Raw genomic sequence first — 11,555 nt, 5'->3', positions numbered from 1 at the left:
CTTTTGGCACGCTGTTGAGTTCTCAAGGAACGGACGCTTCCTTCGTACTCACCCCTGCGGGCTTTCCTCCGGACGTTTTCGTTCGGTGTTTCTTTGTTTCTTTTGTGTTGTTGCGTTTCCGACTCTATCAGACCGTTTCCGGTGTGAATCCCAGTCGAACTTGGGTTGTCCTCGCGGCCTTTACCGGCCGTTCCGACGAGTGAGACATTAGCGGATTCCTGCGCCCCGAACCAAATCGGGGTTTGCGGTTCCTCGTTCGCAAAAAGGAGACGCAAAGGGGCGCAACCGTAGTCACGCGCGATGTGGGTTTCCGTATTGCTCAACGGTTGTCCTGGGCCAGTCGTAACCGGTGCTCACATCGGACAACCCGAAGAACTATACGGACCTGCACCCATCGCGTCAACCCTCCCCTCACCGCCCCGCCCCAAGCCTCCCCAGCCGCCGGGCCCAGGCCTCCCTCGCACCAATTAATTTTGCACGGTCTGCATCTTTGCGTACTCTGCAAGTTGTGCAGAACAAAGATGGCGGTCCCGGGCTCCGTGAGCGCAAGAAGCAGGCCACCAGGGCCGCGTTGGCGGACGCCGCCGTGCGGCTGGCCGCCGAGCACGGGGCGGAGCACGTCACCGTGGAGGCCATCAGCAGTGCGGCGGGGGTCTCGCCGCGCACGTTCTTCAACTACTTCGACAGTCACGACGATGCCTTCCTCATGATCGACGCGGAGGTTGGCCATCGGATCCGCCGTGCGGTGCGCGAGGCGCCCGCCGAGCACTCCCTGCTCGACGTGTTGCGGGAGGCGTTCTCCGCCGAGCTCGTCGACGTCGAGGAGCGCCACGAGATCTGGAGTCTGCGCGCCAAGGTCTTCCAGCGTTCCCCGCATCTCCTCGTCCGGGGCCTCGGCGCGCACATGGCCGAGGAGATGGAGCTCGCGGAGACGGTCGCGGAGCGGTTGGGCGGCGTCGAGGGCGAGCCCGTCGGGCTTTATCCCCGCCTGGTCGCCGCCGTGGCCACCACGGCCGTACGCGTCTCGATCGAGGACTGGTGCAGGCCCACGCAGAACGTCGCCTTCATCGACGTGTTCCGGCGCGCCTTCGATCATCTGGCCTCCGGACTGGCCGTCCCCGACAAGGACGCCGGTTCGTCCGGCACCTGAGTTTTCTTCCTGCCCGATCCCCGGATCGACTTCCTAAGAAGGACACCTTGACCACAACCGAGGCGCCGGCCGAGGCGCCCACCTCCATGAACCACAAGCAGATACTCCAGGCCATGTCCGGGCTGATGGCCGGCATGTTCGTCGCCATCCTGGCCGGCACGGTCGTGGCCAACGCCCTCCCGCGGATCATCGCCGATCTCGGCGCGAGCCAGTCCTCGTACACCTGGGTCGTCACCTCCGAGCTGCTCGCCATGACGGCGACCGTCCCGCTCTGGGGCAAGCTCTCGGACCTCTACAACAAGAAGCTGCTGCTCCAGCTCTCCCTCGTGATGTTCGTGGTGGGCTCGCTGCTCGCCGGGTTCTCGCACGAGGTGGGGCTGCTGATCTTCAGCCGGGTCGTGCAGGGCATCGGTGCCGGTGGTCTGACGGCGCTCGCCCAGGTCGTCATGGCCGCCATCATTCCGCCCCGTCAGCTGGGCAAGTACGCCGGCATCTTCGGTGCCGTCTTCGCGGTCGGCACAGTGGCGGGCCCGCTGGTCGGCGGTGTGCTGGTGGACACCTCGTGGCTGGGCTGGCGCTGGTGCTTCTTCATCGGTGTTCCGTTCGCGCTGCTCGGCATCCTGCTGCTCCAGCGCACCCTGAAGCTGCCGACCGTCCGCCGCGAGGTGAAGATCGACTTCCTGGGTGCGTTCCTGATCGTGGCGGGCGTCTGCGCGCTGCTGATCTGGACCTCGCTGGCCGGGCACCAGTTCGACTGGGCCTCCTGGCAGACGGCCGCGCTGACCGGCGGTGGCGTGCTGCTGCTCGTCGCCGCTGTGTTCGTCGAGGCGCGGGTACCGGAGCCGATCATCCCGCTCACCATCTTCCGCAACCGCACGGTCACCCTGACCACGGTGGCGAGCCTGCTGGTGGGTGTGGCCATGTTCGGCGGCACCGTGTTCCTCTCGCAGTACTTCCAGATCGCGCTCGGCAAGTCGCCGACGGCTGCGGGCCTGATGAGCCTGCCGATGATCCTGGGTCTGCTGGTGTCCTCGACCGTCGCCGGCCAGATCATCAGCAGGACCGGCAAGTGGAAGGTCTACCTGGTCTCGGGCGCGGTCATCATGACCGCGGGGCTCGCACTGCTGTCGACGATCGACGCCGACACCCACTTCGGTCTGCTGAGCCTCTACATGGCGATCCTCGGTATCGGTGTCGGCATGCTGATGCAGAACCTGGTGCTCGCCGCGCAGAACGACGTCCCTGCCACCGAGCTGGGCGCCGCCACCTCCGTGCTCTCGTTCTTCCGCAGCATGGGCGGCACGATCGGTACGAGCGCCCTCGGCGCGGTGCTGGCCAGCAGGGTCGCCACCGAGATGACCAACGGCATGACGAAGGCGGGCATCCCGGTGCCGGCCGGCGAGAGCGATGCTTCCGTGCCGGACATGACCAAGCTTCCCGCGCCGCTGCGCGACATCGTGGAGAACGCGTACGGCCTGGCGACCGCCGACCTCTTCCTGATCGCGGCGCCGTTCGCGGCGCTCGCACTGGTCGCGGTGGTCTTCATCAAGGAGAAGCCGCTGAAGACCACCAGCGGCATGGAGCGGCTGGCCGAGGAGAGCGCCGCCCAGGCGGGAGCCGACGGCGGCGGCAAGACCTCTTCGCCCACCCAGGTCGGCTGACGCGTCCGCACCCCGCTTGACCAACCGAACGGCCCCGGTCGTCCCGAGAGGGCGCCCGGGGCCGTTCGTGCGTCCCGGGGTGGGTTACGGAGTGCCGTGCGGCGGGCGGACCTCGACGAACCAGCGGCGGCGCGGCCCCCGGTAGAGCAGCGCGTCCCAGCCGAGCGCGGTCAGCACCTCGGCGCAGCGGGCGAGCTGCTCGCGTTCCTCGGCGGCGGCGCCGCTGCCGGACGGGCCGAGCCACTCGACAGCCGCGGTCTGCGGTTCCTCGCCCAGGCGCACCCGGTACCCGGTGGCCGTTCGGCGGCCGTCGGTGTCGGTCGCGGAGGGGGCGAGGGGCGCGGCTTCCAGCGGGAGGGCGACCGCGTTGAGGAGTTGGCGCACTTCCCAGGGGGCGGGCTGCGATTCGGATCCCAGCGTGATGCGGCGGATCTGCAACAGGCCGTCGAAGGCGGTGCGGACCGCCGCGGCGCGCTGTTCCGCCGGTTCACCGCGTGCGGGGCCGTCACCGGTCGCGGGGGCGAAGGGTTCGTGCGGGGAGGAGGGGGAGGTGGAAGGAGGGGAGGGGGCGCCGGTGGCAGTGGGCGGTGAGGTGACGGAGGGCGGCTGCGGGCGGATGGGCGGGTCTGAGGCGGCCATGGCGCAAGTGTCCTCCGGGCTCAGGCCCCGCCGAGCCTGCGGACCGGCGTCCCGTCGAGGTAGCCGCGGATGTTCTCCACCGCCTGTCCGTAGTACGTCGCGTAGTTGGCCTGGGACACGTAACCGAGGTGCGGGGTGGCGAGGAGTCGCGGAGCGGTGCGCAGCGGGTGGCCTGCAGGCAGGGGTTCGGTGTCGAAGACGTCGACGGCGGCCCCGGCGATCGTTCCGGTGTGGAGGGCAGTGAGGAGTGCCTGCTGGTCGACGATGGCTGCCCGCGAGGTGTTCACCAGGTGGGCGGTGGGCCGCATCAGGGCGAGTTCGGGGGCGCCGAGCAGGCCGCGCGTACGGTCGGAGAGTGCCAGGTGGACGGAGACGAAGTCGCTGGTGGCGAGCAGGTCCTCCTTGGACACGGCGAGGGTGACACCGATCTCGTCGGCCCGTTGCGGGGTGAGGTTCTGGCTCCAGGCGCTCACCTCCATGCCGAAGGCGAGTCCGACGGCCGCGACCCGGCTGCCGATCTTGCCGAGGCCGAGGAGTCCGAGGCGGCGGCCGTGCAGGTCCGCGCCGACGGAGGACTGCCAGGGACCGCCGTCACGGAGGGAGTTGGCCTCGGTCACCAGGTTGCGGGCGAGGCCGAGGAGGAGGGCCCAGGTCAGCTCGACGGGCGGCGCGGAGGAGCTGGCGGTGCCGCAGACGGTGACTCCGTACCGTTCGGCGGCGGTGAGGTCGATGACGGAGTTGCGCATCCCGGAGGCGATCAGGAGTCGCAGCCGGGGCAGCCTGGCGAGGAGGGAGGCGGGGAACGCCACGCGTTCGCGGAGGGTGACCACGACGTCGAAGTCGGCGAGGGCTGCGGCGAGTTCGTCCTCGGAGGTGAAGTGCTCGGTGAAGGAGACCCGCTCGACCTCGTCTGCCACAGGTGCCCAGTCGGTGGCGGTGGCCGCGGCGGACTGGAAGTCGTCGAGCACGGCGCAGCGGAGCTTCATCGCGGGTGTTCTCCCTGGTTCCGGGGGTGCGGCAGCGTCGCCCTCACCCTAGAACGGGGTGGCCGGGCGAGGCGCCGGGCCCCTCTGTTCCTCTGTCCGCTCCCGCCGGTGAGCCGCTGTCGGTGGCGGGCGTCAGGCCCTGGTCCTCCCCGGCGCCGGGCTCTGCCTGGGGGGCGGCGTCGCGCCGGTGGGCCCTGGCCGTGTCGCCCCGCCGGTGGGCCCTGGGTCGTGTCGTCTTGCCTATGGGCAATGTTGCTGCCCACGCGCGTGTGCCACCCTCGGTCCCTCGCGGACCGAGAGGGCACACACGCATGCTGCTGACACTTACGGGCGGTTCGGGGGCGGGCAAGACCACCCTGGCCGCCGCGCTGGAGGGCGTGGCGCCGGTCTCTCCTGTGCGCGTCCTGCACGGTGACGACTACTACTTCACCTCCCCGGGGCGGGGTGTGTGGGCGGCCGACGGGTCGGGGACGCCGCGGCTGGACGTGGGCGACCCCGGGTCGGTGGACCTGGACCGGCTGGACCGGGACGTGACGCGGGCGCTGGACCACTCGGCGGCCGTCGTCGTCGACGGCTTGTTCGCGCACCGGGTCGCGCGACGCACTCCGGGGCGGCGCCTGGACGTGTTCGTCGACCTGCCGGCCGATGTCCGGCTGGCTCGCAAGATCGCTCGCAAGTGTCTGCGGGACGGATTCCCCCTGGACGTGCTGCTGCGGAACTATGTGGAGCACCGCCGCGACGCCCATGAGCGACATGTCGAACCCGTGCGCCACGACTGCGACCTGGTCGTCGACGGGAGCGTCGAGCCGGCGTTGCTGGCCGCGCGGGTGTGGTCGGCGGCCACCGCCGGGAGCGGTGGCGTGCGGTAATTGTCGTAATGGTTCTGGGCCGGTGCTCGGACATGTCGTTCCGTGGCTAGCATGGCCACGGTCGGGTAGCGGAAGGTAGGACTCAACTTCCGCGTGCCGACCAACTGTTCGTCCGGCGGGGGACGGGTTCCAGCCCCTCCCCGACACCGCACACACGCCTGAGGATCCGCGCTATGACATCGTCTGCCACCCCCCGTCCGCGCCCTGGCCCAAGGAGGCGCCCGCCCTGGGTGGCGCCTGTGGTGTGTCTGGTCCTCGTCGTGCTGGCCGGCGGCGGCGCGGTCGTCGCGGCCCCGGGCGCGGCCAGGGCCTGGGTGCTCGGGACGGTCGTGGTCGCCGGAATATCCGTAGTGGTCACGGTGCTCGTGGCCGGCGCGCTGACCGTCAAGCACACGCGCGTCGCCGACGGGGCCCGGGGCGAGAGCGAACTGCTGCGGCAGGAGGCGGCCCGTCGGGCGGGCGAGAGCGCGCACCTGCTCAACGTGTCCTTGCCCGAGGTCGACAAGCGGCTGCACGACGGGGCGGGTGTCGACGGCGCGCTGCGCAGCGTGCAACGGCCCACCGACCCGCAGTTGACGCAGCTGCTGCACGCCGTCGCCACCCGCGTGGGCGAGCTCAGGACGCGGACCGCCGACGCGGAGGCGGGGCGGGCCCTGGCCGAGCGCACGATCGGCGACATCGAACGGGTGGCCGCCGCCGTACTGCCGGACGCGGTGGGCAGGCTGCGTTCCGGGGCCTCGGCCGACACGGTGCTGGCCGGTCTGGAACAGCCCGCCGACCCCCGGCTGCGGTCCCTGCTGGAGCGGACGGTACGGGACTTCGCCGAGAGCGAGCGGCGTGCGGTCGCCGCCCGAGCGGCCAGCGCCACGGGACTCGGCCGGGTGCAGGCCAAGACGCTGCGGATACTGGCGGACCTGCGGGGCATGCAGGACAAGTACGGCGGTGAGGTCTTCGGTGATCTGCTCCACCTCGACCACACCACCTCGCAGTTGGGTCTGCTGACGGACCGTCTGGCGCTGCTGATGGGCGGCCGGTCGAGCCGGGCGTGGAACAAGCCGATCGTGATGGAGTCGGTCCTGCGCGGCGCCGTGGGCCGGATCAGCGACTACCGAAGGGTGCGGCTGCACTCCACGTCGCAGGCGGCGATCGCCGGTTTCGCCGCCGAGGGTGTGATGCACCTGCTCGCCGAGCTGATGGACAACGCGACGAACTTCTCGCCGCCGGTCAACGAGGTGCACGTGTACGTCGAGGAGGGCACCTCGGGCCTCGTGGTGACCGTCGAGGACAGCGGCCTGTGCATGGCTCCTGCCGCGATGCGCCGCGCGGTCGCCTCGGTGTCCGGGCAGTCGACGGACCTGGCGTCCCTCCAGGGGACGCGGCTGGGGCTGGCCGTGGTGGGCGTGCTGGCGGCGAAGTACGGCATCTCGGTGAACTACCGGCCGTCCTCGCGCGGCGGCACCGGTGTCGTCGTCCTGCTGCCGCCTCAGCTGCTGGCGCAGCAGCGGACCGCTGCCGCGACGGCGCCCGAGGTGCGGGTCGCCGCGGCGGCCGAGGCACCGTCCGCGACCGGCAGGTCCGCGTCACCCGCCGCACAGGCGGTGCCCGCGGCTCGGGAGACTCCCGCCGGGTCCGGCGTGGCTGCCCCCGCCGACGCGCCGCTGATTCCCGATGCGCGCCCCGCGGCGCCGCCGCACACCCCTGAGCTCCCCGCGCACGCCGGCCGTACCCCCACCGGTGACGCGCCGGGCTCGGGCGGTTCCACCCCCAACGGCCTGCCGGTTCGTCCCCGGGGCCGCACCATGGAGGCCGCCGACCAGCGGCGGTCCGCCTCCGACGACGCTCCGGCGGCCGACCCGGCCGGTTCCGCACCGCCCCCGCGGAGCTCCGGCCGCCCGGATGCCGGCGCCCGCTTCGGTGCGTTCCACCGGTCGCAGCAGCGGCGCCCCGGCGACCCCGGCCAGGCCGACACCCCTTCCGTCTGACCCTCGCGCACTCCCCCGTGCGCACCCCTCCCCCGTATTTCTTGATTCCCGGATTGGAGGCACGGGCCCGACCCGGCCGCGGCAGCGCCGCACCGGACGGCCCCTGACCACCGTGCAGACCACTGACAACAGCCTCACCTGGCTCCTGGACAACCTCCTGGAGCGCACCCCCGGCTCCCGCCACGCCCTCGTCCTCTCCCGCGACGGGCTGAAGCTCTGCCGCAGCAGCCACCTCACCCTCGACCAGGCGGACCAGCTGTCGGCCATCGCGTCCGGCATGCAGTCCCTCGCGCACGGTGCGTCGGTCGAGTTCGGGGACGGCAGCGGCGGCGTGATGAACCTGATGACCGAGTTCCCCGGTGGGCTGCTGCTCATCGTCGAGGCGGGGCAGGGCGCCCACCTCGCGGTGGTGGCGGCGGCCGGCGCGGACCCCGGCATGATCGGGCACCACATGAGCGAGCTGGTCGAGCAGATCGGCGACCATCTGCGGGCCGATCCGCGCTCTCCGGCCCCTGACGGCAGCCTGTCATGACCCGCCCGCCCGTCGACACGGGCTCCCCCGACCGCCTGTACACCGTGACGGGCGGCCGCTCGGAGGCCGACGACAAGGTGTTCGACCTGGTCACCCTGGTGGTCAGCGAGAGCGAACCGACGGCCGGTATGCCTTCCGAGCACGTCCGCATCCTCGAACTCTGCCGCCACCCCGCCGCCGTCGTCGAGATCGCCGCCCACTTAGGGCTGCCGATCACCGTCGTACGCATTCTGCTGGAGGATCTCCTGTCCGCCGGGTCGATCACCGCCCGCCGCCCACGTGCGGCCACCGCAGTTGCCGAACTGCCCGAATCAGAGCTGTTGCTGGGGGTGCTCAATGGACTCCGCCGCCTCTGAGCTGACCGTGTCGCACGGCGCCGCGGCCGACGAGCGTCAGGCGCCCGAGCGCACCCCGCTCGGTGACGCCGCCGACACCGGCCTGAAGATCGTCGTCGTCGGCGGCTTCGGCGTCGGCAAGACCACCCTGGTCAAGTCGGTCAGCGAGATCCGCCCGCTGAACACCGAGGAGCACATGACACAGGCGGGGGTCGGCGTCGACGACCTCTCGCGCAACGCGGACAAGTCCACCACCACGGTCGCCTTCGACTTCGGCCGGATCACCCTGAACGAGCAGATGGTGCTGTACCTGTTCGGGGCGCCGGGTCAGGAGCGGTTCTGGTTCCTGTGGGACCGGCTGTTCTCCGGGACGCTGGGGGCGGTCGTGCTGGTGGACACCCGGCGGATGGCGGACTCCTGGTACGCCATCGACCGCCTCGAACACCACCGGACACCGTTCATCGTCGCGGTGAACCGGTTCGACGACGGCGCGCACTTCTCGCTCGACGAGATCCGCCAGGCACTCGCCCTGAACGAGAGCGTGCCGATGATCTCCTGCGACGCGCGGGTGCGGTCCTCGGGCAAGGCCGTGCTGACCACCCTCGTCGACCATCTCTACCGCCTCGCCCTGGCACGGGAGCTGACCTGATGAGCATCGACCACCCTTCCGCCGCGGACACCGACGTGCCGCCGCCCGGCTGTCCCGCGCACGCCCAAGGCGTGCGGCTGGGCGGTCTGGAGTACCAGCAGACCCCGGCCGAGCTGTACCGGGGGCTGCGCAGGGAGCACGGGGCGGTGGCCCCGGTCCTCCTGGACGGGGACGTGCCGGCGTGGCTGGTGCTCGGGTATCCGGAGGTCAGTTACGTCACCAGTCACGACGAGCTGTTCGCGCGCGACTCGCGGCGCTGGAACCAGTGGGACAACATCCCCGCGGACTGGCCGCTGCTGCCGTTCGTCGGCTACCAGCCCTCGGTGCTGTTCACCGAGGGCGCCGAGCACGAGCGGCGGGCCGGAGTGATCAGTGAGGCGCTGGAGGCGGTGGACCAGTTCGAGCTGGGCCACGAGTGCCGGCAGCTCGCGGACGAGCTGATCGACGGCTTCGAGGGCAGCGGGCAGGCCGAGCTGATGTCTGCGTACGCGCACGCGCTGCCGATGCGGGCGGCGGTCCAGATGTGCGGGATGCCCGCCGGCGCCGCCGACACCGAGGACCTGGTGCACGACCTGCGGGTGTCGCTGGACGCGGCAGAGGGTGACGACCCGGTGGCCGCGTACGTACGGGTGCAGGAGCGCATCCAGCAGCTGGTGAAGGAGAAGCGGGCGTCCCCCGGGCCCGACGTGACCTCGCGGATGCTGCACCACCCCGCGGGCCTCGCCGACGAGGAGGTCGTCCAGGACCTGATCTCGGTGATCGCGGCGGCGCAGCAGCCGACGGCGAACTGGATCTGCAACACGCTGCGGCTGCTGCTCACCGACGACCGGTTTGCGCTGAACGTGTCGGGTGGCCGGCTGAGCGTCGGCGAGGCGCTGACGGAGATCCTGTGGCGGGACACCCCGACCCAGAACTTCATCGGCCGGTGGGCGGTGCGCGACACCCAGCTCGGCGGGCGCCGGATCCAGGCGGGCGACTGCCTGGTGCTGGGGCTCGCCGCCGCCAACACGGATCCGCAGATATGGCCGCAGGGGCATGTGGGGGCGGAGGGCAATTCGGCACATCTGTCGTTCAGCAACGGTGAGCACCGGTGTCCCTACCCGGCGCCGCAGTTGGCTGACGTGATGGCGCGTACCGCGATCGAGACGCTCCTGGAGCGGTTGCCCGACGTGATGCTCTCGGTGCCGGCCGAGTCGCTGACCTGGCGTCCTTCGATCTGGATGCGGGGACTGGCGGCGTTGCCCGTGTCGTTCACCCCGGTGGCGAGGTAGGCCGGGGCGGCCGGGGGAGCCGCACCCCCGGCCGCGACCGTGCTCAGCGTACGGGCGTGAAGACGACCGGCACGGAGTCCGGGCCGCGGGTGAACACGCCGTGCTCGCCCACCCGTGCCCCGTCCTTGAGGCGGACGTCGGGCATGGCGTCCAGGAGTTGGTTGACGCCGATCTGGACCTCCGCGCGGGCCAGCAGCGCTCCGACGCAGAAGTGCCGGCCGAGCGCGAACGCCAGGTGGTCGGCGGCGGCGGAGAACGCGTTGGTGGCGTTCAGGTCCGCGCGGAAGATGTCGAAGGTGTCGGCGTTCGCGTACCGCTGTTCGTCGCGGTTGGCGGCTCCGATCAGGCAGGTGACGGTGGCGCCCGCGGGTATGGTGCCGCCGCTGACCGTGACGTCGACCGCGGTCTGACGCATGATCATGTGGACCGGCGGGGTGTACCTGAGGGTCTCGGCGAAGGCCCGGTCGATCAGGGTGCGGTCCTTCTGCACGGCCGCGAGCTGCTCCGGGTGGGCGAGCAGGTTGGCGAACAGGGCGGCTATCGCCTTGTCGGTGGTCTCGCCGCCCGCCGCGAGGAGCAGGCTGCAGAACGCCTTGATGTCCTCGTCGCTCATCCGCACGCCGTCGACCTCGGCCGCGCACAGTGAGGACAGCAGGTCGTCCCCGGGGTTCTCCCGCCGCTCCTGGATGACCGGGAGCATGTACTCGGCGAACTCGATCCGGGTGCGCTCGCCCGCGGCGGCGACCTCGGGGTCGCCCGCCAGGTTGCCGAGGAAGGCGATGACGGCGGTGTACCAGCCGTGGAACTTGGTGTGGTCGCCCTTGTCCAGGCCCAGCATGTCCGCGATGACGTTGACCGGGAAGCGGGTCGCGAAGGCGTCCACCAGGTCGACCTCGCCCGTTTCCCGGAAGGTGTCGATCAGTTCACGGGCGTTGCGTTCGATGACCGGGACGAAGGTTTCCTGGAGTTCCCTGCCGCGGAAGGCAGGGGCGACCAGGGCGCGGCGCACCGAGTGCTCACGGCCGCTGAGCTGGAGGATCGTCTTGCCGTGTACCGGTTCGATCTGCCAGTCGTAGTTGTCGGTGGTGAACTGCGACTCCTTGTCCTTGAAGACGCGTTCGACGTCCTCGTAGCGGGAGACGATCCAGCTCCGGGTGGCTTCGTGCCAGATCAGCGGTGTGCTCTCGCGCATCACCCGGTAGGCGGGGTACGGGTCTGCGGCGAACTCGGGCGAGAGGATGTCGGGGGCCTCGTCGACAGCGGACATGGTGACGCTCCTTCGGTGGCGCGGCGGGCGGCCGTGCGGTCGGTGCGCGTGCGCGGTGGTGCACGGGGGCAGCCCGGTGCGACGGCGCAACGGGTGTTCGGGTCAAGGTTATTGATCATCCAACAATCCCGGAACCCCTCATTCACCGCCCCCTTGACCCGGTCTTCACCCTTTCCTCTTCCCATTTCCTGATCACTCTTGCAACATTCCGTTT

At 70.9% G+C, this 11,555-nt stretch carries 12 protein-coding genes; 9 read left to right on the top strand and 3 right to left on the bottom strand.

Annotation, left to right across the window (positions count from 1 at the left end; translation table 11 throughout):
• The 3 genes from ACIQM4_RS23830 to ACIQM4_RS23820 all read left to right on the top strand — a co-directional run.
• Positions 1–203, top strand: a 203-nt coding sequence (locus ACIQM4_RS23830) for a hypothetical protein (protein WP_401595000.1), incomplete at its 5' end; no start/stop codon positions are given.
• Positions 204–499: 296 nt separating this feature from the next.
• Positions 500–1,150: a TetR/AcrR family transcriptional regulator gene (locus tag ACIQM4_RS23825; RefSeq protein ID WP_401595070.1), complete on the top strand. Its 651-nt coding sequence runs from the start codon at positions 500–502 to the stop codon at positions 1,148–1,150.
• An 86-nt stretch (positions 1,151–1,236) separates the two neighbouring features.
• Entirely contained in the window at positions 1,237–2,811 is a 1,575-nt protein-coding gene (locus tag ACIQM4_RS23820; protein ID WP_401595068.1) for an MDR family MFS transporter, read from the top strand.
• 84 nt (positions 2,812–2,895) lie between these two features.
• Here the strand turns inward: ACIQM4_RS23820 and ACIQM4_RS23815 are convergent, their stop codons facing one another.
• Positions 2,896–3,450: a hypothetical protein gene (locus ACIQM4_RS23815; RefSeq protein WP_401594997.1), complete on the bottom strand. Its 555-nt coding sequence runs from the start codon at positions 3,448–3,450 to the stop codon at positions 2,896–2,898.
• Between the two features lie 20 nt (positions 3,451–3,470).
• Positions 3,471–4,436: a D-2-hydroxyacid dehydrogenase family protein gene (locus ACIQM4_RS23810; RefSeq protein ID WP_401594995.1), complete on the bottom strand. Its 966-nt coding sequence runs from the start codon at positions 4,434–4,436 to the stop codon at positions 3,471–3,473.
• A gap of 311 nt (positions 4,437–4,747) precedes the next feature.
• Here ACIQM4_RS23810 and ACIQM4_RS23805 point away from each other — a divergent pair, with 311 nt between their 5' ends.
• The 6 genes from ACIQM4_RS23805 (at position 4,748) to ACIQM4_RS23780 (ending at position 10,074) form a co-directional block, all read left to right on the top strand.
• On the top strand, positions 4,748–5,305 hold the full coding sequence (locus ACIQM4_RS23805) for a uridine kinase (RefSeq protein WP_401594993.1): 558 nt from the start codon (positions 4,748–4,750) through the stop codon (positions 5,303–5,305).
• Between the two features lie 230 nt (positions 5,306–5,535).
• Positions 5,536–7,287: an ATP-binding protein gene (locus tag ACIQM4_RS23800; protein ID WP_401594990.1), complete on the top strand. Its 1,752-nt coding sequence runs from the start codon at positions 5,536–5,538 to the stop codon at positions 7,285–7,287.
• Between the two features lie 112 nt (positions 7,288–7,399).
• Entirely contained in the window at positions 7,400–7,819 is a 420-nt protein-coding gene (locus ACIQM4_RS23795; protein WP_401594987.1) for a roadblock/LC7 domain-containing protein, read from the top strand.
• Positions 7,816–8,175, top strand: a complete 360-nt coding sequence (locus ACIQM4_RS23790) for a DUF742 domain-containing protein (protein WP_401594985.1) — start codon at positions 7,816–7,818, stop codon at positions 8,173–8,175. The genes ACIQM4_RS23795 and ACIQM4_RS23790 overlap by 4 nt, the downstream gene beginning before the upstream one ends.
• On the top strand, positions 8,156–8,803 hold the full coding sequence (locus tag ACIQM4_RS23785; RefSeq protein ID WP_401594982.1) for a GTP-binding protein: 648 nt from the start codon (positions 8,156–8,158) through the stop codon (positions 8,801–8,803). The genes ACIQM4_RS23790 and ACIQM4_RS23785 overlap by 20 nt, the downstream gene beginning before the upstream one ends.
• Entirely contained in the window at positions 8,803–10,074 is a 1,272-nt protein-coding gene (locus tag ACIQM4_RS23780; protein ID WP_401594980.1) for a cytochrome P450, read from the top strand. The genes ACIQM4_RS23785 and ACIQM4_RS23780 overlap by 1 nt, the downstream gene beginning before the upstream one ends.
• Positions 10,075–10,117: 43 nt before the next feature.
• Here ACIQM4_RS23780 and ACIQM4_RS23775 read toward each other — a convergent pair whose 3' ends face one another.
• Positions 10,118–11,341, bottom strand: a complete 1,224-nt coding sequence (locus tag ACIQM4_RS23775) for a cytochrome P450 (RefSeq protein WP_401594978.1) — start codon at positions 11,339–11,341, stop codon at positions 10,118–10,120.
• Positions 11,342–11,555 lie beyond the last annotated feature (214 nt).

This window comes from Streptomyces sp. NPDC091272 (assembly GCF_044757485.1).
Taxonomy (GTDB): domain Bacteria; phylum Actinomycetota; class Actinomycetes; order Streptomycetales; family Streptomycetaceae; genus Streptomyces.
The sequence above is the reverse complement of the archived record's forward strand: the minus strand, read 5'-3'. Positions and strand labels throughout refer to the sequence as shown.

Bases quoted from the DNA above. Each gene is read 5' to 3' on its own strand.
- ACIQM4_RS23820 (WP_401595068.1), top strand. From the start codon at position 1,237: ATGAACCACAAGCAGATACTCCAGGCCATGTCCGGGCTGATGGCCGGC.
- ACIQM4_RS23815 (WP_401594997.1), bottom strand. From the start codon at position 3,450: ATGGCCGCCTCAGACCCGCCCATCCGCCCGCAGCCGCCCTCCGTCACC.
- ACIQM4_RS23810 (WP_401594995.1), bottom strand. From the start codon at position 4,436: ATGAAGCTCCGCTGCGCCGTGCTCGACGACTTCCAGTCCGCCGCGGCC.
- ACIQM4_RS23805 (WP_401594993.1), top strand. From the start codon at position 4,748: ATGCTGCTGACACTTACGGGCGGTTCGGGGGCGGGCAAGACCACCCTG.
- ACIQM4_RS23790 (WP_401594985.1), top strand. From the start codon at position 7,816: ATGACCCGCCCGCCCGTCGACACGGGCTCCCCCGACCGCCTGTACACC.
- ACIQM4_RS23785 (WP_401594982.1), top strand. From the start codon at position 8,156: ATGGACTCCGCCGCCTCTGAGCTGACCGTGTCGCACGGCGCCGCGGCC.
- ACIQM4_RS23780 (WP_401594980.1), top strand. From the start codon at position 8,803: ATGAGCATCGACCACCCTTCCGCCGCGGACACCGACGTGCCGCCGCCC.
- ACIQM4_RS23775 (WP_401594978.1), bottom strand. From the start codon at position 11,341: ATGTCCGCTGTCGACGAGGCCCCCGACATCCTCTCGCCCGAGTTCGCC.